The organism is Serratia sp. MYb239 (assembly GCF_002966855.1).
GTDB lineage: Bacteria > Pseudomonadota > Gammaproteobacteria > Enterobacterales > Enterobacteriaceae > Serratia_B > Serratia_B rhizosphaerae.
Genome location: NZ_CP023268.1, coordinates 2,841,520 through 2,863,182, shown reverse-complemented (window position 1 = coordinate 2,863,182; position 21,663 = coordinate 2,841,520). Strand labels below are relative to the sequence as shown.

The window sequence follows — 21,663 nt, the reverse complement described above, 5'->3', positions numbered from 1 at the left end:
TCATGCAATTTCTCAATCAGTTTTTCTTCGATATTTATCCGTATCTGGCGGGGACGATTTTTCTGGTCGGCAGTTGGCTGCGCTACGATTACGGCCAGTACAGCTGGCGCGCCGGCTCCAGCCAGATGCTGGATAAAAAGGGGATGCGGCTGGCCTCCAACCTGTTTCACATCGGCATCCTGGGAATTTTCTTCGGCCACCTGTTCGGCATGTTGACGCCGCACTGGATGTATCAGGCATTTTTGCCGATCGACGTGAAGCAGAAGCTGGCGATGATCGCCGGCGGCATCTGCGGCCTGATGACGTTGGTGGGCGGCGCGCTGCTGCTGAAGCGGCGTCTGACCAACCCGCGGGTGCGGGCAACCAGCAGCGTCGCCGATATTCTGATCCTGACGCTGCTGGTGGTGCAGGTCTGTCTGGGGCTGCTGACCATTCCGTTCTCCGCCCAGCATATGGACGGCAGCGAGATGATGAAGCTGGTGGGCTGGGCGCAGGCGGTGGTGACCTTCCAGGGCGGCGCGTCGCAGCACCTTGACGGCGTGGCGCTGATCTTCCGCCTGCATATGGTGCTGGGGATGACGCTGTTCGTGCTGTTCCCGTTCTGCCGTCTGGTGCATATCTGGAGCGCGCCGGTCGAGTATCTGACCCGCCGTTATCAGTTGGTGCGCAGCCGTCGTTAATCCTGCCATCCGCGCTGTCTGCCAGCGCGGATTTTTTTCCCTTTGCTGTTTCCCGATGATTTTCCGAGAAAAACCTGTCGCTTCTGCGAAGCGTTACGCAGTTCACTAATTGAACAGCGACGTCAATGGCGTTACAGTCTTCCCACCTTAGCCAAGGCCACAGGAGGTGGAATATGCGTCGTTTGCCGTTACTGGTTTCCAATGAGATTGATGACAGTTTAAACGCCATGGCCGCACGTCATGGATTAGCCAAAACCGAGGTGATTGTGAAAGCCTTTTCGTTACTGGCGCTTGCCGACCATCATTGGTTAAGGCAGGACGGCACCACGCTTGCCGTGGTGCGCGACACCGACGGCGGTGAACTGGAAGTGATCGGCAAGGTGCAGGGGCTGTTTTAATGTGTGCGCAACGGCGGGAGAAGCTGGTGGACGTCGGCGCGCTGTACCTTGACGCCACGGCGACATTTGACGAAATGGAGCGGTTGCGCCTGGCCAGGCAAGTATTGAGCGGTCTGTTTGTGATTAGCGCCGGCGTATTTGCCGCCCATGCCTACTGGGATGACAACCAGCCGCTGCGGCAGATGTTCGAACTGCTGAAAATCGGCGCATTGCCGTTGGTGACGCTGGTGGTGTCGTTTTACTTTCCGAACGGCGCCGCCGGCAAATAGTGCCGGCGGCGCGGGAGATGATGGCGGGGGTCAGTGCGACTTCATCCCCGCTGCGGTCATCAGCATGCGGAAAATCGTCGCCACCACAAACAGCCCCAGCACGCTGGCGCTCCAGATGATCACCAGCCAGCCGACGCGTTTCCACCAGGGGGCGGCGTCTTTCTCTTTCATCGTCGCCTCCTTCATCAGTGGTAACCCTGCTCATGGCTCACCTTGCCGCGGAATACGTAGTAGCTCCAGAAGGTGTAGACCAGAATAATCGGGATGATGAACAGCGCGCCTACCAGCATAAAGCCCTGGCTCTGCATCGGCGATGCCGCCTCCCACAGGCTGATGGACGGCGGGATCAGCAGCGGCCAGATGCTGATGCCCAGCCCGCTCAGGCCAAGGAACACCAGCAACAGCGTCAGCAGAAACGGCGAGTAGTGCGCGTCGTGATTCACCCCGCGCCAGATGCCCCAGGCGCTCAGCAGCACCAGAATCGGCACCGGCAGCAGCCAGAACAGGTTCGGCAGGCTGAACCAGCGGTCGGCGATTTCCGGATGCGCCAGCGGTGTCCAGATGCTTACCAGCGCCAGAATCACCAGCAGAGCCAGCAGCAGCGGCGTCGCCAGGCGGTACATACGCGCCTGCAGTTCGCCGGCGGTTCTCATCACCAGCCAGGTACAGCCGAGCAGGGCGTAAGCCGCCACCAGTCCCAGGCCGCAGAACAGCGCGAACGGCGTCAGCCAGTCGAGCGGGCCGCCGGCATAGGCGCGGTTCTCAACCGGGAAGCCGTTCAGAATGGCGCCGACCACGATACCCTGACAGAAGGTGGCGAGCAGCGAGCCGCCAATAAAGGCCTTATCCCAGATATGACGCTTGTCGGCGGTGGCCTTGAAGCGGAATTCAAACGCCACACCGCGGAAAATCAGGCCGATCAGCATCAGCGTCAGTGGAATGGCCAGCGCGTCGAGGATCACCGAATAGGCCAGCGGGAAGGCGCCGTACAGCGCGGCGCCCCCCAGCACCAGCCAGGTTTCGTTGCCGTCCCAGACCGGTGCGACGGTGTTCATCATCACGTCGCGGTCTCTGCTGTCTTTGACCCATGGAAACAGGATGCCGATGCCCAGATCGAAACCGTCCATCACCACGTACATCATGGTGCTGAACACGATAATCAAAAACCAGATAAGCGGAAGATCGATACCCATGTTCAACTCCTGTCGTCCAGATGCTCTTTGACCGCGGAAAGCGGACGCGCCGGCCGGCCTTCGGTGTCGTCCGGCTGCTCGCCTTCATGCGGCTGCGGCCCTTTGCGGATTAGCCGCATCATATAGGCGTAGCCGACGCCGAACACCGAGCAGTACACCACGATAAACGCCAGCAGGCTGATGCTCATATGCAGTTCCCCGTGGGCGGAAACCGCGTCCTTGGTGCGCAGCAGGCCATAGACCACCCACGGCTGACGGCCTATTTCGGTGGTGAACCAGCCCGCCAGCAGGGCGATCAGCCCCGAAGGCCCCATCCACAGTACGAAGTAGAGGAAGGGCTTCGAGTGGTACAGGCCGCCGCGCCAGCGCAGCCACAGGCTCCAGACGCCGGCCAGAATCATCAGCAGGCCCATGGCCACCATGACGCGGAAACTCCAGAATACGATGGTGGAATTGGGGCGATCTTCCGGCGGGAAGGACTTCAGCGCCGGGATTTGCTCCGTCAGGCTATGGGTCAGGATCAGGCTGCCGAGGTAGGGAATTTCCAGCTTAAAGCGCGTCTCTTCCCGCTCCATATCCGGCCAGCCGAACAGGATCAGCGGCGTGGCTTCACCGGCGACGTTCTCCCAGTGTCCCTCGATGGCGGCGATTTTGGCCGGCTGGTGTTTAAGGGTATTCAGACCGTGCGCATCGCCGATAAACGCCTGAATAGGGGCGACGATCAGCGCCATCCACATCGCCATCGACAGCATGGTGCGCATTGCCGGCGTATCGCGTCCGCGCAGCAGGTGCCAGGCGGCGGAGGCGCCAACAAAGAAGGCGGAAGCCAGGAACGCCGCGGTGGACATATGCAGCAGCCGGTAGGGGAATGACGGGTTGAAAATCACCTTCAGCCACTCCACCGGCACCACCTGGCCGTTGATGATTTCATGGCCCTGCGGCGTTTGCATCCAGCTGTTCGACGCCAGGATCCAGAAGGTGGAAATCAGCGTGCCGAGCGCCACCATACAGGTGGCGAAGAAGTGCAAGCCAGGGCCGACGCGATTCCAGCCGAACAGCATGACCCCCAGGAAACCGGCCTCAAGGAAGAATGCGGTGAGCACTTCATAGGTGAGCAACGGTCCGGTGATATTGCCGGCAAATTCGGAGAAAAAGCTCCAGTTGGTGCCGAACTGGTAGGCCATCACCAAACCGGAGACCACCCCCATGCCAAAGTTGACGGCAAAAATTTTCGACCAGAAATGATAGAGCTGCCGATAAGTGTCGTCCTGTGTCTTCAGCCATAAACCTTCCAACACTGCCAGATAGCTGGCTAGCCCAATGGTGATTGCGGGGAACAAAATATGGAAGGATACGGTGAAGGCGAACTGTATTCTGGCAAGCTCGAGTGCATCAAGACCCAGCATAGCGCCCCCTAGGGTTGTACATAACATGACCTCTTCAGTATAGACGTGTTTTTTTCAATGACCTCCCGGCGAGAAACCGCGTTCGGATGGCCGTCTGGCGGCGGAAAAATCACCCGTAAATCATCGCCGGAAAGCAAAGAAAACTTGGTGGTCAGTTAAACACGGAGTACATTGACTATAATAGTGACAGTTATTTTACTTTTACCTATAACAGTTTCTTTTGGCGCATTTATGACACGATATGAACAATTGGCGCAGCAAATCCGCGAACAGATCCAAAACCGGGTGTGGCGCGCCGGCGATAAATTGCCTTCTCTGCGGGAAAGCGGCAGGCGTGCGGGACTCAGCCTGATGACGGTGGTGCAATCCTACCAACTGCTGGAAAGCCAGGGCTGGATCGTGGCGCGCCCGCAGTCCGGCTATTACGTGGCCGCCCGGCCGCAGCCGTTGCCGCAGGCGACGCACGGTGAAAAGCTGCTGCTGAGCGAGCAGGTGGATATCAACGCCTTTATTTTCGACGTGTTGCAGGCCTGCAAGGATCCGCAGATTGTGCCATTCGGTTCGGCGTTTCCGGATGCGACGCTGTTTACCCAGCCGAAACTGGCGCGGGCGCTCAGCAGCGTGGCGCGCAAGTTCACGCCGCACAGTTCGCTGGTTAACCTGCCGCCGGGCAATGATGCGCTGCGGCGCAATATTGCGCAGCGCTATGCGTTAAGCGGCATGCAGGTGGCGCCGGATGAAATTGTCATTACCGCCGGCGCGATGGAGTCGCTCAGCCTTAGCCTGCAGGCTGTCACACAACCCGGCGACTATGTGGCCATTGAGTCGCCGGCTTTTTATGGCGCGCTACAGGCGCTGGAGCGGCTGCGGCTGAAAGCGGTGGCGATACCGACCCATCCGCAGCACGGTATTGAACTGGAGCCGTTGGAACAGGCGCTGACGCAGTATCCGATCAAGGCCTGCTGGCTGATGACCCATTTCCAGAACCCGCAGGGCGCCACGATGCCGGAGGTCAATAAACAGCGGCTGGTGGCGCTGCTGCGGCAGCGGCAGATCGCGCTGATTGAGGATGATGTCTACGGCGAGCTCTATTTTGGCGCTGAACGGCCGCTGCCGGCCAAGGCGCTGGACACGGACGGACTGGTGCTGCACTGCTCGTCCTTTTCCAAGTGTCTGGCGCCGGGGTTTCGCGTCGGCTGGGTCGCCGCCGGCCGGCATGCCGCACAGATCCAGCGTCTGCAGCTGATGAGCACCGTATCCGCCAGCGTACCGATGCAGATGGCGATCGCCGATTACTTGCTGCACGGCGGTTATGACACGCATTTGCGGCGTTTACGTCGCCTGCTGGCGCAGCGGCAAAGCGCGATGCGTCAGGCGATTGCGCATTATTTTCCCCCGACGGTCAACGTCAGCCAGCCGGACGGCGGCTATTTTTTATGGCTGGAGCTGGCGCCGGGCCTGTCGGCGATGGCGCTGTACCAGCGCGCGCTGGCGCAGGGCATCAGTATTGCGCCCGGCCGTATGTTTACGACCGGCGACCATTTCAACCACTGTTTCCGCCTGAACGCCTCGTTTGAGTGGAGTGACCGGCTGGAGGCGGCGATCCGCACCCTCGGCGAGCTGATCCGCCAGCTGTCGCCAGAATCCTAGGGAATTTCCCCCCATATTGCTGGGGCAAAATAGAGCATTTGCACCGTAATGGCGCATGGCCGGGCGGCCGACATTCGTTAGGCCGCTTATTTTTTGCGAGCGCGATCAGAAAAAACAAAACTTTTTGCTAATGAATAGTATTTCGTTGCCTATGGCGTTTTCAGGCTGCGTTTTTACATTTATGCAGTACAAATGCATAAAACTTGCATACATATGCAATATAAGCCGTTGTTTTAACGAAAAAAAATGAGAAATACCTCCCAAATCCGCTATTGGCACGATAACTGCTCTACACTCTTTATCAGACGGCATGTATTTTAACTGTCCGTTAACATTAATGGCCCGTTGCTGGCTGAGCTACACGACAGATATAGTAAAAAACCGCCTTTATGTAACAGATTTGTATCTCAAACGCCGGTGAAAGAGAGCATTATCATCGCCAGGCGCCATCAGATTCCGAGCGGTTTTTTGTATTGTTGTATCGCTTTACCGTGCAGAAACGGCCCTTCGGCTCAAAAATCTGTTTTTCGCTTACGTCATGAGGTCACTATGGAACAGCCAATCGCAGTTACCCGCCAGTCTTTCGACGACTGGATGATCCCGGTTTATGCTCCCGCCGATTTTATTCTGGTGCGCGGCGAGGGTTCCCGCGTCTGGGATCAGCAGGGTAAAGAGTATATCGACTTTGCCGGCGGTATTGCGGTGAACGCGCTGGGGCATGCGCATCCGGTGGTGAAGGCGGCGCTGGTGGAGCAGGCCGGCAAACTGTGGCACCTGGGCAACGGTTATACCAACGAGCCGGTGCTGCGCTTGGCGAAGATGCTGATTGACGCCACTTTCGCCGACAAAGTCTTTTTCTGTAACTCCGGCGCGGAAGCTAACGAAGCGGCGCTGAAGCTGGCGCGCAAATATGCGCTGGATAAGTTCGGCGCCGAGAAAAACCAGATTGTGGCCTTCAACAATGCCTTCCACGGCCGCACGCTGTTTACCGTTTCCGCCGGCGGGCAGCCGAAGTATTCGCAGGACTTCGCGCCGCTGCCGGGCGGCATCACCCATACGCCGTATAACGATCTGGCCGCAGCGGCGGAAATGATTAACGACCGCACCTGCGCGGTGATCGTCGAGCCGATTCAGGGGGAAGGCGGCGTGCTGCCGGCCGACGGTGAATTCCTGCAGGGGCTGCGCGAGCTGTGCGATCGCCACAACGCGCTGCTGATTTTCGATGAGGTGCAAACCGGTATGGGCCGCACCGGCGATCTGTACGCCTATACGCAGTACGGCGTGGTACCGGATGTGCTGACCACCGCCAAAGCGCTGGGCGGCGGCTTCCCGATCGGCGCGATGCTGACCACCGATGCGCTGGCGACAACCCTCGGCGTCGGCACGCACGGCACCACCTACGGCGGTAACCCGCTGGCGACGGCGGTGGCCGGTGCGGTGTTCTCGCTGATCAATACGCCGGAAGTGCTGAACGGGGTGAAGCAGCGCCATCTGTGGTTTATCGAGGAGCTGAATAAAATTAATCAGCAGTACCCGATTTTCTCTGAAATCCGCGGCGGCGGCCTGCTGATTGGCTGCGTGCTGAAGCCGGACTATGCCGGCAAAGCCAAACAAATTACCCAGTATGCCAATGAAGAAGGGGTGATCGCGCTGATCGCCGGGCCGAATGTGGTGCGCTTCACGCCGTCATTGGTGATCCCGGAAGCGGACGTACGCGAAGGTCTGGCGCGCTTTGCGCGAGCGGTAGCACGTATTTGCAGCTAATTTCTCGGCGGCGTCGTCAGCGGTGCCGCCGAATGACGTAGAGGTTCGCATTATGATGATTATTCGCCCCATTGAGCGTCGTGATTTGTCAGATCTGCTGACGCTGGCCGGTAAATCCGGTATTGGCCTCACCTCTTTGCCGCAAAATGAAGATACCTTGTCGGCACGCATTGAGCGGGCGCTGAAAACCTGGCAAGGCGAACTTCCCCCCGGTGAACAGTGCTATCTGTTTGTGCTGGAAGACAGCGAGCGCCAGCAGGTGGTGGGCGTCAGCGCCATTGAGGTCGCAGTGGGACTGACGGAGCCGTGGTACAGCTTCCGGGTTGGCTCACAGGTGCATGCCTCCAAGCCGCTGGGCGTCTACAAAACGGTGCCGACGCTGTTTCTCAGCAATGACCACACCGGCCATTCCGAACTCTGCACGCTGTTCCTCGATCCGGACTACCGTCACGGTGAAAACGGCAAATTATTGTCTAAAGTGCGTTTCTTGTTTATCGCCGCTTTCCGCGAGCGCTTCGCGCGCAAACTGATTGCCGAAATGCGCGGTTTTTCCGATGAAGACGGCCGTTCGCCGTTTTGGGAAAACGTCGGCAGCCACTTCTTTTCGATTGAGTTCGCCGAGGCGGACTATCTGAGCGGCACCGGCCAGAAAGCGTTTATCGCCGAGCTGATGCCGAAGCACCCGCTATACGTTGATTTTTTGTCGCAGGATGCGCAGCAGGTGATTGGCGAAGTGCATCCGCACACCGTGCCGGCGCGCCGTTTACTGGAGGCCGAAGGCCTGCGCTATCAGGGTTATGTCGATATCTTCGACGGCGGCCCGACGCTGGAAGCGGAAATCGACGATATCCGCGCGGTGAAACACAGCCGGCTGGTAAAAGTGGTGCTAGATGAGAAGCCGATGCGCGCCGATGCGCCGCTGCTGCTGGTGGCCAACGAAAACTATCAACACTATCGCGCGCTGCTGGTCGCGGCCGATCTGTATGACGACCGTCTGCACATGAACGCCGCCACCGCTGCGGCGCTCGGCGTGGAGCAGGGCAGCCCGGTGCGCGTGGTGGCCCTTTTTACACAGGAGAAAGTTTAATGTCACATGCGGCACAGTTAATTAATGGCGTCTGGCGCCCGGGACACGGCGCGGCGTTCAGTAAAACCGACCCGGTTGATAATCAACCGTTGTGGCAGGCCAACGGCGCCGATGCCGGCGACGTGGATGCCGCCTGCGAAGCGGCGCGCAGCGCGTTTCCTGCCTGGGCGCGCACGCCGTTTGCCGAACGCGAGCGGCTGGTGAAGCGCTTCGCTGCGCTGCTGGAAGAACATAAGGCGCAGCTGGCGGAAACCATCAGCCGTGAAACCGGAAAACCACGCTGGGAAACGCTGACCGAAGTACAGGCGATGATCGGCAAGGTGGGCATTTCCTTGCAGGCTTACCAGGCCCGCACCGGCGAAAGCCGCAGCGAAATGGCTGACGGCGCGGCGACGCTGCGTCACCGTCCGCACGGAGTGTTGGCGGTGTTCGGTCCTTACAACTTCCCGGGGCACCTGCCTAACGGCCATATTGTTCCGGCGCTGCTGGCGGGTAACAGCGTGGTGTTCAAGCCCAGCGAGCTGACGCCGTTAACGGCGGAGGTGACGCTGAAGCTGTGGCTGCAGGCCGGGCTGCCGGACGGGGTGATCAACCTGGTGCAGGGCGGGCGGGAAACCGGCGAAGCGCTGGCGGCCAACCCGCAGATTGACGGCCTGTTGTTTACCGGCAGCGCAGGCACCGGTTACCAGCTGCATCGTCAGCTGGCGGGGCAGCCGGAGAAAATTCTGGCGCTGGAAATGGGCGGCAATAACGCGCTGATCGTGGAAGAGATCGACGATTGCGATGCCGCGGTTAATCTGGCTATCCAGTCGGCGTTCATCTCCGCCGGACAGCGTTGCACCTGCGCACGGCGTATTCTGGTGAAACGCGGCGCGCAGGGCGATGCTTTTATCGAGCGTCTGGTGCAGGTAGCGGCCGCGCTGCGCGTCGGCCGCTGGGACGCCGAACCGCAGCCGTTTATGGGCGGGGTGATCTCTTCGCCGGCGGCAGAGAAAATGCTGGCGGCGCAGCACCACCTGCTGTCGCTCGGCGGCAAGGCGCTGCTGACCATGCAGCGGCTGGAAAGCGGCAGCGCGCTGCTCAGCCCGGGAATCATCGATGTCAGCGAGGTGCCGGCTCTGCCGGACGAGGAGTACTTCGGGCCGCTGACCACCATTATTCGCTATGACGACTTCGACCAGGCGCTACGCATCGCCAATCAGACGCGTTACGGCCTGTCGGTGGGACTGATCTCGCCGCAGCGCGCCCAGTTTGAGCAACTGCTGCTGGAAGCGCGCGCCGGTATCGTCAACTGGAATAAACCGTTGACCGGCGCATCCAGCGCCGCGCCGTTCGGCGGGGTTGGCGCGTCGGGCAACCATCGCCCCAGCGCTTACTACGCGGCGGACTATTGCGCCTGGCCGATGGCGTCGTTGGAAAGCGAAACCTTGCAGATGCCGGCCAGTTTGTCCCCTGGCGTGTCCTTTAATTAATCGCGAAAGGGGCCGGCTGATTGCCGGCCCTGGGAGAGCCGTATGGCGGGATATGAGGTCAATTTCGACGGATTGGTGGGGCTGAGTCACCATTATGCCGGACTGTCGTTTGGTAATGAGGCATCTACGCAGCATCAGAACAGCGTTTCCAATCCCAAACTGGCGGCCAAACAGGGGCTGCTGAAAATGAAGGCGCTGGCCGATCTCGGTTTTCAGCAGGGCGTGCTGCCGCCGCAGGAGCGTCCGCATTTACCGACGCTGCGGCGTTTGGGGTTCAGCGGCAGCGATGAAGCGGTGCTGGCGCAGGCGCAGCGCACTTCACCGCGCCTGCTGTCGGCGGTAGGTTCAGCCTCGTCGATGTGGACCGCCAATGCGGCCACCGTATCACCGTCGGCCGACAGCGCCGATGGCAAAGTACATTTCACCCCTGCCAACCTGAATAATAAGTTTCACCGCGCGATTGAGGCGGACACCACGTCCGCCGCGCTGCGGGCGATATTCAGCGACGCGCGCCATTTTGTTCATCACGATCCGCTGCCGCAGGTGGCGCTGTTCGGCGATGAGGGCGCGGCTAATCATAACCGCCTGGGGAGCGACTACCACCGGCGCGGGGTGCAGGTGTTTGTCTATGGCCGGCAGGAGTTTGGCGGCGAATGTGAGCCGACACGCTACCCGGCGCGTCAGACGCGTGAGGCCAGCGAGGCGATTGCCCGTCTGCACCAGTTGGATGAGCAGCATACGGTCTTTATTCAACAGAACCCGGCGGTCATCGATCAGGGCGTGTTCCATAACGATGTGATTGCGGTCAGTAATCAGCAGGTGTTGTTCCATCACCAGCAGGCGTTTTTGCATCAGCGACAGGCGCTGGACGAGCTGCGCCGCAAAATGGCCGCTGTCGACAGCGAACTGATGGCGATTGAGGTGCCGACGGCGCGGGTTTCCGTCGCAGACGCGGTGGAAACCTACCTGTTCAACAGCCAGCTGCTGACCAAGCCCGACGGCAAAATGATGATTGTGGTGCCGGAAGAGTCACGTGAGCACGCCGGCGTGTGGAGCTATCTGAATGATATGGTGGCCGGCGCAGGGCCGATCGACCAGATCCAGGTGTTTGCGCTGCGCGAGAGCATGCGCAACGGCGGCGGCCCGGCCTGTCTGCGGCTGCGGGTGGCGTTGAACGAGGAAGAGCTGCGCGCCGTTAATCCGCGGGTGATGATGAGCGATCAACTGTTCGCCACGCTGAATGACTGGGTCGATCGCTATTACCGCGACCGCCTGACGGCCGCCGACCTGGCCGATCCGCAGCTGCTGCGCGAAGGGCGGGAGGCGTTGGATGCGCTGACTTCCATCATGGGATTAGGATCGATTTATCCGTTCCAGCAGTGAGCCAGATAAATATATTTAAACCGACGGAGGATGCATGTTTGATCTATTGGCCATGACCTTGGCGGGTGAAGTGCCTGCGGCGCAGCAGGGGGAGACGGCGACGCTGCGCTGGCGCTGGTTAGGGGAAGGGCTGCTGGAGATCTGTCCGCAACAGGGCTACCAACAGGCGGTGCTGCTTTCCGCCGGTATTCATGGCAATGAAACCGCGCCGATTGAGCTGCTTAACCAACTGGTCAGCGATGTTTTACGCAGCGTGCGGACATTGACGGTGCGTTTGTTGGTGGTGCTGGGCAACCCGGCGGCAATGCGCGCCGACCGGCGCTATCTGCATGCCGATATGAACCGCATGTTTGGCGGCCGCTACCGTGATTTTCCGGCCAGCGGCGAAACGGCGCGCGCGCAGCAGCTGGAGCAGCTGGCGACGAACTTTTTTCAGCATGAAACGGCAGAGCGCTTCCATTACGATCTGCATACCGCCATCCGCGAATCACGCCTGCCGCGCTTTGGCATTTTACCGTTCCAGACGCGTAGTTATCACCCGCAGCTGCTTGCCCGGCTGGATGCGGCAGAACTGGACGCGCTGGTGGTTCACCGGGCGCCGGGCGGCACCTTCAGCCACTTTACCAGCGAGCACCTGGCGGCGGCCAGCTGTACGCTGGAGTTAGGCAAGGCGCGTCCGTTCGGACAGAACGATCTGGCGCAGTTTGCCGCCATCAACCGTGCGTTGCAGGGGCTGGTCAGCGGCGAAGCGCCGTCGCCGCGTCAGGGGCCGGCGATCCGCGTTTTCCACGTAGAGCAGTCGCTGATTAAGCGCCAGCAGGACTTTGTGCTGCACCTGAACGATGATACAGCCAACTTTACCGAGCTGGAGCAGGGCCGGCTGATCAGCGAGCAGAGCGGTGAGGCCTATCGGGTGCAACATGCCAAGGAATGGATTTTGTTCCCCAATCCGCAGGTTGCGCTGGGGTTACGGGCCGGTATGCTGCTGACGGAGGTTGAACGCAGTACGCTATTTTAGCCGCCGGTGCGGATGCATAGTTTCTCTTATTAATAAGGCCCGGTTCCGGGCCTTATGATTTTTTGTCATAGACAAAATTTATAACAACAGGCCGATATTACTTGGTGATGGTGATGTATGCCATCATCCCGGAGTTTATTAATCTTAAAATAGTCCATCAGGATTTGTTTTGTTCCGTCTGTTGTCGGCAGGGTTCCTATTATGCGAGTTTTGGCTAAAGAACCGCGCTGAATTAGCAAAGCAAGAAATGTGAATTAAATAACGCTTTTTATTAACGCACTAATAATTTCATTGCGATAGCGTTTGCCGATAAATTGCGCCACCTCTCATTTTTATGCACCAAAAAGGTGCGTCGCACCATTTTGGTTATAACTTATTGTGCAAAAGTATTTATAAATCATATCGTTAAATAAAATCTTTCATTAACATAACGTTACATTAAATCATGCTTTATCCACGTTGTTTTGCGCAAATTTTTATTTGCAGTGAGGATTCATGATGCTAATGTCACATGGCCCCTTATTAGGGGCGTTTATAAGATATTAAATGATAGCAATCACAGCCCAAAGTATAAATTGGGCGTGAGGGGCAGGGTTTAGCTAAATAAACAGGAAAATAATGATGAAACGCAGTGTATTAAGCGCGGCGCTTGCGCTGGGCGCAATGTCCTCATTAGCCAATGCGGCAGAAATCTATAATAAAGACGGGAATAAGCTGGATCTCTACGGCCGGGTCAACGCCAAGCACTACTTTATTCATAACGATGAAAGCGGCGGCGATAAGACCTATGTGCGTTTCGGTTTCAAAGGTGAAACGCAAATTAACGATCGGCTGACGGGGTATGGCCAGTGGGAATACAATGTCCAGGCAAACAACTCGGAGGGCAGCGACGCCAGCAACGGCACTAAAACCCGTCTGGGTTTTGCCGGTTTGCGCTTCGGCCAATACGGCTCTTTTGACTATGGCCGCAACTACGGCGTGGTTTACGACGCGGAATCCTACACCGATATGCTGCCGGAGTTCGGCGGTGATTCCTACAGCTATACCGACAACTTTATGACCGCCCGCTCCACCGGCCTGGCGACTTACCGCAACCGCGATTTCTTTGGCCTGGTCGAGGGACTGAACATTGCGCTGCAGTATCAGGGCAAAAATGAAAGCCGCGAGCTGCGGCGGCAAAACGGCGACGGCTACGGCCTGTCGCTGGACTATCAGGATATCGGCGGCAGCGGCATCGGCTTTGCGGCGGCCTACTCGGATTCCAACCGTACCGGCGATCAGAAACGCGCGAAAATCGGTGAGGGCGACAAGGCCAGCGCCTGGACGACGGCGGTAAAATATGACGCCAACCAGGTGTATCTGGCGGCGATGTATGCTGAAACTCGTAATATGACGCCAATCAGCGTCAACGGTGAGCAGGGCTTTGCCAACAAGACACAGAACATTGAGCTGGTGGCGCAGTACCAGTTTGAGAACGGCCTGCGTCCGTCACTGGCCTATGTGCAGTCGAAAGGCAAGGATATAGAAGGAATAGGGGATGCCGATCTGGTGAAATATTTTGATGTTGGCGCGACCTACTACTTCAACAAAAACATGTACGCCTATGTGGATTATCAGATTAACCAGCTGAGCGATGATAACAAGCTGAAGCTCAGCAACGATGATATCGTGGCGGTCAGCCTGACCTATCACTTCTGACGCCGCGTTTCCGGCTCGTCAGGCAAAGATAAACAGCGGGACTGCGTATTGGCGCAGTCCCGGCATGCTGTCAAAACGTGGCATACTCATTGGCGGGCAGCCAGAAGCCGTCAATAAAGTCCTCCACCGGATAGCAGCCGGCGTGGCGCAGGTTCTGTTCTTTCATTGCCACCAGACACTGCTGTTCGTCACGCAGAATATCCACCATGATATCGGTGCAACCGCCGTCCAGATAGCAGACAAACATCACCAGAGCGTACATCGTTCAGATTCCTCCTCTGCCATTATTCGCGAGGCTGTCACTATTGTGGCACGGTTTTTCTGCTTAATCATTAACCCTAGTGATGATTTAATCATCGGTAGGGCCAATTTCAGATTACTCTAACCGCCTAATCCATTGGGTTTTATTGAAAATTCACCCGGCGATGCTAAGCTTAACGGGTCTTATTGCAATGAACGTGGTGCTTACCGCCTTGCTGCGGCAACGGTGGGGTATCTCTTCCTCAACTCAGGAGTGAATATGGGATTGTTTAACTTCGTTAAAGAAGCAGGCGAAAAACTGTGGGACACAGTGACCGGTAATGCAGACGCGGCCGATCAGAGCGCTAAACTGAAAGAGCACCTTAACAAGAGCGGCCTGCCGGATACCGACAAGGTAGATGTACAGGTGGTTGATGGTAAGGCGGTGGTCAGCGGTGACGGTATTTCGCAGGAACTGAAAGAGAAGATTCTGGTTGCCGTGGGTAACGTGGCCGGCATCAGCGGCGTGGAAGATCACATCACCGTTGCTCAATCAGCGGGTGAAAGCACGTTCTATACCGTGAAAAAAGGCGATACGCTGAGTGCGATCTCGAAAGAGGTCTACGGCGATGCCAACCAGTACAACAAGATTTTTGAAGCCAATAAGCCGATGCTGTCCAGCCCGGACAAAATTTATCCGGGACAGGTGCTGCGTATTCCGCAGTAATTACGCATTGATAAGCTCGATCGTCGATCGGGCTTTTTTTATGTTATTTTTAATTAGTTTGTCTTATTAAAGTTTTGTTTTTATAAAACATGTGAATATTGCGTGCTGGTATCAGGCCGGTCTGGCGGGGATTGTTGACCGTCGGGGGGAAAGTTGGTAGCGTCTGCGGGATTCGGGGTTTGAAGCGGATGTGCAAACGACGGCCTGCGCCAGTGCGCGGCGGGTATCGCTTCAAAAAAACAATAAAATGCTGAAGACAGAACTCGTGAGACAACGGCGTAACACCCCGCAAGATAAAACATACCGCGACACCTTGGGTGACGCACAATTTGCCGTTTTGGTGTTGCTTGTTGCATCGGGCACGTTGATTTTTTTCACTTTGGCGGCCACGTTATGGCTGATGTGATTCTTTTTAACAACGGGAGAGAAAATGGAGCATGAACTCCATAACGAAACTAAACTGATTGCCATTATCGGGCTGCTGGTTTCCGCTTTGCTGGTGGTATCCGTTCTGTTTGGCATGACCTACTTTTCCGATCTAAAACACATCGATGATAAATTGGATGTGAAAGGCTGTTATATCAAAAACCCATAGCTATAATCTGCCGGCCTGCTGAACGTAACATCCCATTACCGCCTGGCTGAACGAGCAGCGTATTATTGACGCACTCGGAGTGTGGTTATTGGCTGGGGAACTGCGTCGGTGGCACCCATTATTATCGAAACGGCTTTAACCTTATTATAAATGCGGTAATTGGCGGTCTTGCTACGGGCGCTTTAATGTGACGGGACGTTCATTGAGCATGGGTGGCATGTCCGGCGTGAAGCTCCCGCGTTATCCGCTTGCGGCGCTTATGGCCACATCCTGCCGCCCCCGCTGGCTTATTGATATCAGTTATTTTTATATAACCTAATATATATGAACGCCGATTAAAATCGTTGCCGACTGGCTCCATTCAGCCATTGTGATTACAGCAATGAATATCATTTACATCTCTTATTCTTTTTTCGCCTTTTTTATTGATTTATTGTGATCAATGAATCATGTTTGTTAATAAATAGTCTTGTTAAGCTAAATAGTGATCTGAAGCAAGTTATTCTCTGGCATAAACGACTAGGATCTTTCCTAGAAAGACCCGGGTTATCAGCCCTTCAGAAAGAAGTAAGAGAGGTAGTATGAGCCAAATACTCTATCGTGCAAGATTATCCCATGTTGTTGTTGCAACGGCGGTGTTTTGGATCTCACTTGCAGCTATGGTAGTAGCTGCGTTTTATTAAACCAGCAGACAATATAAAAAAACCCGCTGCGGCGGGTTTTTTATATTTATAAATTATTTATAAAGATTTTTATATAACCAACTGGTCGGATGTCGATCTGATTAATCCACCCGGCAGCCGTTTTGTTTCCGGCGAGGCTCAGGCCATTTTTTGATGGATAACGTGCAACGGTGGGTCAATATGCAGATCGACACTGAGATCTTGGCGAAAATCATAGGGTGTAATATTGAAACGCTTACGGAACATGTAGGTAAAGTGGGACTGCGAGCCGAAGCCAAAATCCAGTGCGATGTCGAAAATCGAGGCGTTGCTGCTGCGCAGCTGATAAACCGCTCCCGCCAAGCGCCGTTCGCGGATATATTTGCCGAGTGAGATGCCGGTCGCTTCCTTAAACAGTTTTTGCATATGCCACAGGGAGTAGCCCGAGTATTCCGCCAGCTCTTCAAGGTGAATCACACGGCCAAGGTGGGTTTCAACCCATTGACTCAGGGCGCAGACCAACGAGAGGTGATGTTCTTGTATCATCAGTGCATCTGTGTGGGATCGACATACTGGGAGTATACACAACTTGCCGCCGCCGACAAAAAACGCCGCGCAGTGGCCAACCTGCGTCACATAATCCGACCGCTAATGCTTGTCAGTCGATAACGAATACCGCTAATCTGAACCCTAGCCCCGCTGCGCTGATATCAGGTAGCCCGGCCGCATATGCACCAAACAGCAGAAAGTCCACCGTACAACGCAGCGTTGATGGGGTGATTCTATGTTAGCGACCATGATTATTACTCTGGTTGTCATTGTTGGCGTAGCCGTATTTCTAGCGGCGCCGGCGGCGAGAGTGAAGAAAGCGGAAGGCGTGGGAGGTGAGAAACGGTGACGCTCTTTTTGGCCGCGCTCGGGAAAGGGCGCTGATACTCCATGAAAAAGCCTGGGTATGCGACACCCGGGCTTTTTGTTCTTTGGCCGTCAGACGTTTTTACGTTCGACCGTTTCTTCACCCCAGTACAGCTGGTCGGCGTCGGTTTTGGCGAAGGCCATTTCCAGTGCTTTATCGCTGCCTTCCTCCCAGATCTTTTGCGCCAGCGCCTCATCATTCCCTGCCAGTTCGAAAATCGCTTCGGCAATCTCAACCGAAGTTTCACGCAACGTAGCCCAAGATTTCACGTTGTGGTTCGCCATAACTCATCTCCTGTGTGATGTTGGCTGATGATGCTTACCAGTATAGGTCAAATACGCCGCAGATTTTGATGCCGAATGCGCCGTTTTACTGAAAATTCAGGCTGAAGCGGCTTTGGTGCGGCAAAGCCGCAATCAGCATGATATTCTGTGCGGCGTTTGTTTAAAGAGGAAATGATTATGTCCAATGCGTTAACTCACGATCAGGAAATCGCCTCCGATCTGGTCGCCTGCCAGCTGGTGATTAAGCAGATTCTGGATGTCATTGATGTGATTGCGCCGACCGAGGTGCGTGACAAAATGGCCGGCCAGCTGAAGAGCATTGATTTTTCAACGCATCCGGCGGGCGCCGATCCGGTGACCAAGCGGGCGATTGAAAAAGCCGTTGCCTTGATTGAGCTGAAGTTCAAGCAGGATTAAGCCAGGCCGCCCAGGACAGGCGGCCGGTCGGTGGTGCGCTTAGTCCACCACCGTTTCTATTTTCTTGAACAGCGGGCAGTCGGAAATGCCGATAACCCCGTTGTCGCCGTGTAAATATTGTGCGGTTACCACATTACGCGCGGTGAGATATTTGCACTGTAATCCCAGCCCGGCGACGTTTTGTTGACTGCCGATCAGTACCCCATAGCCGGAAAACAGCAGCGCACCGTACAGCACGGCCACCACGACCACCAGTTTGATTAACTTACTCATTCCTACTCCTTGTTAAATAGGCTGCTGTGATATAGCCACGCCGGAGGGCGGGACGCAACCGTAACATTCTTAAATTCATACCGGCAAGGGGAAATCTAAACGGCGAGTTAAACTTCGTTTAACTTTCCTGTGATAGACTGCAGGAAGTCAACTGAGTAACAATGAGGCTGCTAAGTTTGTTGCGAAACAAAATTCTGCTGATCGTTGCGACCGTGCTGGCATGCCTGTTCTTTAATCTGCTTGCCCTCGATAGCTATTGTGATCAAGGTGGAAACTTTGCGTTAGGGATCTGTTCGATAACTCGGATTATTCCTTGGTAAATCCTGCTATAACAGTGCGTACAAGGATGTTTTTGTTCAGCGAGGGAGTGGTAAGATAGCGACTGATATTTAGCTGTAGGTAGGGTTGTATATGTCTGATGCAGGGTTTTCTCCGTCGCTGCTCTCTTTGGGGATTGCGCTGGTCGCGCTGTTGCTGGGATTGTGGGTGTGGTTTTTGGTAAACCGCGCCAGCGTGCGGGCCAACGAACAGGTTCGTCTATTGCAGGAAATCGCCGAGCAGCAACAGCAGCAAACGGCGCTGCTGAAGCAGATAGCGCGCCAGTCGCGCGGTGAATCGGTGTCTGCTGTCGATGACGATTTCGGGCCGGCGATGGAATTCAAAGATGTCATCCCCGAGCGCTAAGGCGCTTCATCTCTGGTGAGAAGGCGGCAGGACACGGTCGGTTATCTCAGTTTCAGTTTTAACCATCAGCCTTCTCACCATCCTCAAAAAAAGTCATCTCCTGATAGGGTTGCCGCCGGCAGGCCGCCAGACGGCTGGCGAGGTCGCCTGCGTGCAGTTCCAGCCGGTGGCCGTCAGGATCGAGAAAATAGAGCGATTCGCCTTCGCTACGGTTACTTTTCCATTCGCGAATGCCGGCCTGACGCAAACGCGCGACGCTGGTAGCAAAATCCGCCTGCGGGACGCTGAAAGCATAATGTGTGTAATCGGGCGAGGGTGACGCTGCGTCGTCCAGCGACAGGCATAGCCAAAGGTCGCCAGCGGCCAGATATGCCCCCTGTCGCCAGCGTGCCAGGGGTTTTAACCCCAACGTGCGTACATAAAAGTGAAAACTGCGTTCAATATCGCGTACCGCGAGCGTCAGGTGGTTCAGTCCGGCGATCATGCCATTTTCTCCAGAGATTCAGTAATAAATACGGCGTAAATCGCCGTTGACGGCCAGTATCGGGCGAAATCCATTAATACAGATAATGTAAATCCTGTATGTCATAAAACTGTCGCATTGCCATCGTAATGTAGCGCCAACCCTACGAAAGATGGATAAAGCTGATGATTAAATGGTACGAAGAAAGTGACGCCGAGGTAAACCGCAGTATTGCAAGGCTTACCGGAGAAAATCCGGATAAATGGTACCCTTACGGCGGCGTCAAAGGTAAAGACTACTGCAAGAACCCCTCCGATGCCTGGCCGATTATCTGCGCCAACAAAATCAGTCTGAATCCCGCCGAACACTGCGACCAATCGCAGTGGCAGGCGCGTATCTCCACCGCTCACGGAGAATGGCAGGCGGACAGCAGTAGCCCGCTGCGCGCCGCGATGATCTGCTTTCTGCTGAGCCAGCAGCCGGACGACGCGTCTTACTAAAACACAATGTTAATGTTTTCCATAATCTGACAACGGAACTGTCTGTGGCGGAGGCTGTTTATGAAACGCATTATTAAAGGTGATACTAACCTGGCCCATCTGGTGGTTGCCCACGCGGCGATTGACCGTCATGCCGAAAGCTTCGGCCAGCGTCGTCAGGGCTGGCCCTCTACCTACCTTATCAAATATCAGAACGATCGCGTGGCGGTTGAAGTGGTCACGCGTCGTCAATCCTATGTCGCAACGCTGATGATCGGCGCGCGCACGCTGACGAAACTGTGCAGCCTGGTGGGCTGAACAGGCTGTTTGCCATCCTTCCCCGGGTGAAAAACAGCGCCGGAGACAGCACGCTTCCGGCGCTAATCCTTGATGCACTCGGGGTTAAGTGTTAAAAAGCCGCCCGCAGATACAATAATTGATTGGCGAAACGTTGTGCAGTTGCGGCAGGGTTTCTAGCCATATGAGGATAAGATGGGCGGTCAGCATCAGGATACTCCGTTAAAACGCGGTTTAAAAAACAGACACATACAACTTATTGCCCTTGGGGGCGCCATCGGAACCGGCTTATTTCTCGGCATTGCGCAGACCATTAAAATGGCCGGCCCGTCGGTGCTGCTTGGGTACGCCATCGGTGGTTTTATCGCTTTTCTGATTATGCGCCAACTGGGTGAAATGGTGGTGGAGGAGCCGGTTGCCGGCTCGTTCAGTCATTTTGCCTATAAATACTGGGGCGAGTTTGCCGGCTTCCTTTCCGGTTGGAACTACTGGGCGATGTTTATCCTGGTGGGTATGGCGGAACTGACCGCCGTCGGCATCTATATTCAATACTGGTGGCCGGAGATCCCTACCTGGGCATCTGCCGCGGTGTTCTTTGTGCTGATCAATCTTATTAACCTGGTGAACGTGCGCATTTATGGTGAAACGGAGTTTTGGTTCGCCATTATTAAGGTTTCCGCCATCATGGGGATGATTTTCTTTGGCGCCTACCTGCTGGCCAGCGGTACCGGCGGCCCGGAAGCCGGCATCGACAACCTGTGGCAGCAGGGCGGCTTCTTCCCGCACGGGGTGGAAGGGCTGGTGATGGCGATGGCGGTGATCATGTTCTCCTTCGGCGGCCTGGAGATGGTGGGGATTACCGCGGCCGAAGCCGCCGATCCGCGTCGCAGTATTCCCAAGGCCACCAATCAGGTGGTGTACCGTATTTTGATTTTTTATATCGGTTCGCTGACCGTGCTGCTGTCGCTGTATCCGTGGGCGAAAGTGGTGGAGGGCGGTAGCCCGTTCGTGATGATTTTCCACGCGCTGGATAGCAACCTGGTGGCGACGTTGCTGAATGTCGTGGTGCTGACGGCGGCGCTATCGGTGTATAACAGCGGAGTATACGCCAATAGCCGCATGCTGTTCGGGCTGGCGACGCAGGGGAATGCGCCAAAGGCGCTGACGCGCGTTAATAAGCGCGGCGTGCCGATTCTGTCGATTGGCCTGTCGGCGCTGGTGACCTCGATCGGCGTGCTGATTAACTACGTTATGCCGGGCAAGGCCTTTGAATTACTGATGGCGCTGGTGGTGTCCACGCTGGTGATTAACTGGGTGATGATCTGTCTGGCGCACCTGAAATTCCGTGCGGCAAAAAATCGTCAGGGAGTGATCCCGCACTTCAAGGCTTTGTGGTATCCGTTCGGTAACTATCTGTGCCTGGCGTTTCTGGCGATGATTTTGCTGATCATGTACTGTACTGACAGCATTCGTATTTCCGTACTGCTGATGCCGGTCTGGATAGGGGTGTTGTGGTTAGGCTTTACGCTCACGCGCCGCCGCGCCGCGACCGTCAAGAAAAACGGCACGCGCCGCATGCCATAAGCTTTAAGGGAGGCGCAGCAGGCG

27 protein-coding genes are annotated in these 21,663 nt (G+C 56.1%); 19 read left to right on the top strand and 8 right to left on the bottom strand.

The window, feature by feature from the left end; translation table 11 throughout:
- Positions 1-2: 2 nt before the first annotated feature.
- The 3 genes from narI (at position 3) to CLM71_RS13835 (ending at position 1,347) form a co-directional block, all read left to right on the top strand.
- The gene (gene narI, locus CLM71_RS13845; protein ID WP_105231523.1) at positions 3-680 is read left to right on the top strand and encodes a respiratory nitrate reductase subunit gamma; all 678 of its coding nucleotides are present in this window, start codon (positions 3-5) and stop codon (positions 678-680) included.
- 173 nt (positions 681-853) lie between these two features.
- Complete coding sequence (locus CLM71_RS13840) at positions 854-1,078, top strand: hypothetical protein (protein WP_105231522.1); 225 nt, start codon at positions 854-856, stop codon at positions 1,076-1,078.
- A complete protein-coding gene (locus CLM71_RS13835; RefSeq protein WP_105231521.1) occupies positions 1,078-1,347 on the top strand; it encodes a hypothetical protein in 270 nt (89 codons plus the stop codon). The genes CLM71_RS13840 and CLM71_RS13835 overlap by 1 nt, the downstream gene beginning before the upstream one ends.
- A gap of 30 nt (positions 1,348-1,377) precedes the next feature.
- Here CLM71_RS13835 and CLM71_RS13830 read toward each other — a convergent pair whose 3' ends face one another.
- The 3 genes from CLM71_RS13830 to CLM71_RS13820 are packed head-to-tail and all read right to left on the bottom strand — an operon-like array spanning position 1,378 to position 3,946.
- Complete coding sequence (locus CLM71_RS13830) at positions 1,378-1,533, bottom strand: DUF2474 domain-containing protein (RefSeq protein WP_370446954.1); 156 nt, start codon at positions 1,531-1,533, stop codon at positions 1,378-1,380.
- Positions 1,533-2,540 (bottom strand): cytochrome d ubiquinol oxidase subunit II, encoded by a 1,008-nt coding sequence (gene cydB / locus CLM71_RS13825; protein ID WP_105231519.1) that lies wholly within the window; start codon positions 2,538-2,540, stop codon positions 1,533-1,535. The genes CLM71_RS13830 and cydB overlap by 1 nt, the downstream gene beginning before the upstream one ends.
- A gap of 2 nt (positions 2,541-2,542) precedes the next feature.
- Positions 2,543-3,946 (bottom strand): cytochrome ubiquinol oxidase subunit I, encoded by a 1,404-nt coding sequence (locus CLM71_RS13820; protein WP_105231518.1) that lies wholly within the window; start codon positions 3,944-3,946, stop codon positions 2,543-2,545.
- A 231-nt stretch (positions 3,947-4,177) separates the two neighbouring features.
- Between CLM71_RS13820 and CLM71_RS13815 the strand changes: the two genes are divergently transcribed.
- From CLM71_RS13815 to CLM71_RS13785, 7 genes are all read left to right on the top strand, one after another.
- Positions 4,178-5,596 carry a PLP-dependent aminotransferase family protein gene (locus tag CLM71_RS13815; RefSeq protein WP_105231517.1) on the top strand — a complete coding sequence of 473 codons (1,419 nt, stop codon included), beginning with the start codon at positions 4,178-4,180 and terminating at the stop codon, positions 5,594-5,596.
- A 549-nt stretch (positions 5,597-6,145) separates the two neighbouring features.
- A complete protein-coding gene (locus tag CLM71_RS13810; protein WP_105231516.1) occupies positions 6,146-7,360 on the top strand; it encodes an aspartate aminotransferase family protein in 1,215 nt (404 codons plus the stop codon).
- A gap of 52 nt (positions 7,361-7,412) precedes the next feature.
- A complete protein-coding gene (gene astA / locus CLM71_RS13805; RefSeq protein ID WP_105233402.1) occupies positions 7,413-8,447 on the top strand; it encodes an arginine N-succinyltransferase in 1,035 nt (344 codons plus the stop codon).
- Complete coding sequence (gene astD, locus CLM71_RS13800; RefSeq protein ID WP_105231515.1) at positions 8,447-9,919, top strand: succinylglutamate-semialdehyde dehydrogenase; 1,473 nt, start codon at positions 8,447-8,449, stop codon at positions 9,917-9,919. Before astA ends, astD begins: the two co-directional genes overlap by 1 nt.
- A 42-nt stretch (positions 9,920-9,961) precedes the next feature.
- Entirely contained in the window at positions 9,962-11,302 is a 1,341-nt protein-coding gene (gene astB, locus CLM71_RS13795) for an N-succinylarginine dihydrolase (RefSeq protein WP_105231514.1), read from the top strand.
- A gap of 34 nt (positions 11,303-11,336) precedes the next feature.
- On the top strand, positions 11,337-12,320 hold the full coding sequence (gene astE, locus CLM71_RS13790) for a succinylglutamate desuccinylase (RefSeq protein ID WP_105231513.1): 984 nt from the start codon (positions 11,337-11,339) through the stop codon (positions 12,318-12,320).
- Positions 12,321-12,938: 618 nt separating this feature from the next.
- Positions 12,939-14,018: a porin gene (locus CLM71_RS13785; protein ID WP_105231512.1), complete on the top strand. Its 1,080-nt coding sequence runs from the start codon at positions 12,939-12,941 to the stop codon at positions 14,016-14,018.
- 70 nt (positions 14,019-14,088) lie between these two features.
- Here CLM71_RS13785 and CLM71_RS13780 read toward each other — a convergent pair whose 3' ends face one another.
- Positions 14,089-14,280: a YebW family protein gene (locus tag CLM71_RS13780; protein ID WP_105231511.1), complete on the bottom strand. Its 192-nt coding sequence runs from the start codon at positions 14,278-14,280 to the stop codon at positions 14,089-14,091.
- 258 nt (positions 14,281-14,538) lie between these two features.
- Here CLM71_RS13780 and lysM point away from each other — a divergent pair, with 258 nt between their 5' ends.
- The 3 genes from lysM to CLM71_RS24150 all read left to right on the top strand — a co-directional run bounded on the left by lysM (position 14,539) and on the right by CLM71_RS24150 (position 15,580).
- Positions 14,539-14,985: a peptidoglycan-binding protein LysM gene (lysM, locus tag CLM71_RS13775; protein ID WP_105231510.1), complete on the top strand. Its 447-nt coding sequence runs from the start codon at positions 14,539-14,541 to the stop codon at positions 14,983-14,985.
- A gap of 190 nt (positions 14,986-15,175) precedes the next feature.
- Positions 15,176-15,391, top strand: a complete 216-nt coding sequence (locus CLM71_RS23990; RefSeq protein ID WP_145961117.1) for a hypothetical protein — start codon at positions 15,176-15,178, stop codon at positions 15,389-15,391.
- 24 nt (positions 15,392-15,415) lie between these two features.
- Positions 15,416-15,580 (top strand): hypothetical protein, encoded by a 165-nt coding sequence (locus CLM71_RS24150; RefSeq protein ID WP_172606273.1) that lies wholly within the window; start codon positions 15,416-15,418, stop codon positions 15,578-15,580.
- Positions 15,581-16,401: 821 nt separating this feature from the next.
- On the opposite strand, the gene CLM71_RS13770 is transcribed toward CLM71_RS24150, so the two are convergent.
- Positions 16,402-16,788 (bottom strand): helix-turn-helix domain-containing protein, encoded by a 387-nt coding sequence (locus CLM71_RS13770; protein WP_105231509.1) that lies wholly within the window; start codon positions 16,786-16,788, stop codon positions 16,402-16,404.
- Between the two features lie 441 nt (positions 16,789-17,229).
- On the bottom strand, positions 17,230-17,442 hold the full coding sequence (locus CLM71_RS13765; RefSeq protein WP_061323113.1) for a YccJ family protein: 213 nt from the start codon (positions 17,440-17,442) through the stop codon (positions 17,230-17,232).
- 177 nt (positions 17,443-17,619) lie between these two features.
- On the opposite strand from CLM71_RS13765, the gene CLM71_RS13760 reads away from it, so the two are divergent.
- Entirely contained in the window at positions 17,620-17,859 is a 240-nt protein-coding gene (locus CLM71_RS13760; protein WP_015672738.1) for a DUF2766 family protein, read from the top strand.
- 39 nt (positions 17,860-17,898) lie between these two features.
- Here CLM71_RS13760 and CLM71_RS13755 read toward each other — a convergent pair whose 3' ends face one another.
- Entirely contained in the window at positions 17,899-18,132 is a 234-nt protein-coding gene (locus CLM71_RS13755) for a YobH family protein (protein ID WP_105231508.1), read from the bottom strand.
- Positions 18,133-18,293: 161 nt separating this feature from the next.
- Between CLM71_RS13755 and CLM71_RS13750 the strand changes: the two genes are divergently transcribed.
- A complete protein-coding gene (locus CLM71_RS13750) occupies positions 18,294-18,452 on the top strand; it encodes a PhoP/PhoQ regulator MgrB (RefSeq protein WP_071889299.1) in 159 nt (52 codons plus the stop codon).
- Positions 18,453-18,543: 91 nt separating this feature from the next.
- Positions 18,544-18,816 carry a YebO family protein gene (locus CLM71_RS13745; RefSeq protein ID WP_105231507.1) on the top strand — a complete coding sequence of 91 codons (273 nt, stop codon included), beginning with the start codon at positions 18,544-18,546 and terminating at the stop codon, positions 18,814-18,816.
- Between the two features lie 58 nt (positions 18,817-18,874).
- Here CLM71_RS13745 and fos read toward each other — a convergent pair whose 3' ends face one another.
- The gene (fos, locus tag CLM71_RS13740; RefSeq protein WP_105231506.1) at positions 18,875-19,300 is read right to left on the bottom strand and encodes a fosfomycin resistance glutathione transferase; all 426 of its coding nucleotides are present in this window, start codon (positions 19,298-19,300) and stop codon (positions 18,875-18,877) included.
- Positions 19,301-19,464: 164 nt separating this feature from the next.
- On the opposite strand from fos, the gene CLM71_RS13735 reads away from it, so the two are divergent.
- The 3 genes from CLM71_RS13735 to CLM71_RS13725 all read left to right on the top strand — a co-directional run bounded on the left by CLM71_RS13735 (position 19,465) and on the right by CLM71_RS13725 (position 21,639).
- Positions 19,465-19,779: a phage protein NinX family protein gene (locus CLM71_RS13735; protein WP_105231505.1), complete on the top strand. Its 315-nt coding sequence runs from the start codon at positions 19,465-19,467 to the stop codon at positions 19,777-19,779.
- 60 nt (positions 19,780-19,839) lie between these two features.
- The gene (locus tag CLM71_RS13730) at positions 19,840-20,076 is read left to right on the top strand and encodes a DUF4060 family protein (protein ID WP_105231504.1); all 237 of its coding nucleotides are present in this window, start codon (positions 19,840-19,842) and stop codon (positions 20,074-20,076) included.
- Between the two features lie 174 nt (positions 20,077-20,250).
- Positions 20,251-21,639: an amino acid permease gene (locus tag CLM71_RS13725; RefSeq protein ID WP_105231503.1), complete on the top strand. Its 1,389-nt coding sequence runs from the start codon at positions 20,251-20,253 to the stop codon at positions 21,637-21,639.
- Positions 21,640-21,663 lie beyond the last annotated feature (24 nt).

What these genes read in the sequence shown, in the direction of transcription:
- narI (WP_105231523.1), top strand. Translation starts at nt 3, where the DNA reads ATGCAATTTCTCAATCAGTTTTTCTTCGATATTTATCCGTATCTGGCG.
- CLM71_RS13840 (WP_105231522.1), top strand. Translation starts at nt 854, where the DNA reads ATGCGTCGTTTGCCGTTACTGGTTTCCAATGAGATTGATGACAGTTTA.
- CLM71_RS13835 (WP_105231521.1), top strand. Translation starts at nt 1,078, where the DNA reads ATGTGTGCGCAACGGCGGGAGAAGCTGGTGGACGTCGGCGCGCTGTAC.
- CLM71_RS13830 (WP_370446954.1), bottom strand. Translation starts at nt 1,533, where the DNA reads ATGAAGGAGGCGACGATGAAAGAGAAAGACGCCGCCCCCTGGTGGAAA.
- cydB (WP_105231519.1), bottom strand. Translation starts at nt 2,540, where the DNA reads ATGGGTATCGATCTTCCGCTTATCTGGTTTTTGATTATCGTGTTCAGC.
- CLM71_RS13820 (WP_105231518.1), bottom strand. Translation starts at nt 3,946, where the DNA reads ATGCTGGGTCTTGATGCACTCGAGCTTGCCAGAATACAGTTCGCCTTC.
- CLM71_RS13815 (WP_105231517.1), top strand. Translation starts at nt 4,178, where the DNA reads ATGACACGATATGAACAATTGGCGCAGCAAATCCGCGAACAGATCCAA.
- CLM71_RS13810 (WP_105231516.1), top strand. Translation starts at nt 6,146, where the DNA reads ATGGAACAGCCAATCGCAGTTACCCGCCAGTCTTTCGACGACTGGATG.
- astA (WP_105233402.1), top strand. Translation starts at nt 7,413, where the DNA reads ATGATGATTATTCGCCCCATTGAGCGTCGTGATTTGTCAGATCTGCTG.
- astD (WP_105231515.1), top strand. Translation starts at nt 8,447, where the DNA reads ATGTCACATGCGGCACAGTTAATTAATGGCGTCTGGCGCCCGGGACAC.
- astB (WP_105231514.1), top strand. Translation starts at nt 9,962, where the DNA reads ATGGCGGGATATGAGGTCAATTTCGACGGATTGGTGGGGCTGAGTCAC.
- astE (WP_105231513.1), top strand. Translation starts at nt 11,337, where the DNA reads ATGTTTGATCTATTGGCCATGACCTTGGCGGGTGAAGTGCCTGCGGCG.
- CLM71_RS13785 (WP_105231512.1), top strand. Translation starts at nt 12,939, where the DNA reads ATGATGAAACGCAGTGTATTAAGCGCGGCGCTTGCGCTGGGCGCAATG.
- CLM71_RS13780 (WP_105231511.1), bottom strand. Translation starts at nt 14,280, where the DNA reads ATGTACGCTCTGGTGATGTTTGTCTGCTATCTGGACGGCGGTTGCACC.
- lysM (WP_105231510.1), top strand. Translation starts at nt 14,539, where the DNA reads ATGGGATTGTTTAACTTCGTTAAAGAAGCAGGCGAAAAACTGTGGGAC.
- CLM71_RS24150 (WP_172606273.1), top strand. Translation starts at nt 15,416, where the DNA reads ATGGAGCATGAACTCCATAACGAAACTAAACTGATTGCCATTATCGGG.
- CLM71_RS13770 (WP_105231509.1), bottom strand. Translation starts at nt 16,788, where the DNA reads ATGATACAAGAACATCACCTCTCGTTGGTCTGCGCCCTGAGTCAATGG.
- CLM71_RS13765 (WP_061323113.1), bottom strand. Translation starts at nt 17,442, where the DNA reads ATGGCGAACCACAACGTGAAATCTTGGGCTACGTTGCGTGAAACTTCG.
- CLM71_RS13760 (WP_015672738.1), top strand. Translation starts at nt 17,620, where the DNA reads ATGTCCAATGCGTTAACTCACGATCAGGAAATCGCCTCCGATCTGGTC.
- CLM71_RS13755 (WP_105231508.1), bottom strand. Translation starts at nt 18,132, where the DNA reads ATGAGTAAGTTAATCAAACTGGTGGTCGTGGTGGCCGTGCTGTACGGT.
- CLM71_RS13750 (WP_071889299.1), top strand. Translation starts at nt 18,294, where the DNA reads ATGAGGCTGCTAAGTTTGTTGCGAAACAAAATTCTGCTGATCGTTGCG.
- CLM71_RS13745 (WP_105231507.1), top strand. Translation starts at nt 18,544, where the DNA reads ATGTCTGATGCAGGGTTTTCTCCGTCGCTGCTCTCTTTGGGGATTGCG.
- fos (WP_105231506.1), bottom strand. Translation starts at nt 19,300, where the DNA reads ATGATCGCCGGACTGAACCACCTGACGCTCGCGGTACGCGATATTGAA.
- CLM71_RS13735 (WP_105231505.1), top strand. Translation starts at nt 19,465, where the DNA reads ATGATTAAATGGTACGAAGAAAGTGACGCCGAGGTAAACCGCAGTATT.
- CLM71_RS13730 (WP_105231504.1), top strand. Translation starts at nt 19,840, where the DNA reads ATGAAACGCATTATTAAAGGTGATACTAACCTGGCCCATCTGGTGGTT.
- CLM71_RS13725 (WP_105231503.1), top strand. Translation starts at nt 20,251, where the DNA reads ATGGGCGGTCAGCATCAGGATACTCCGTTAAAACGCGGTTTAAAAAAC.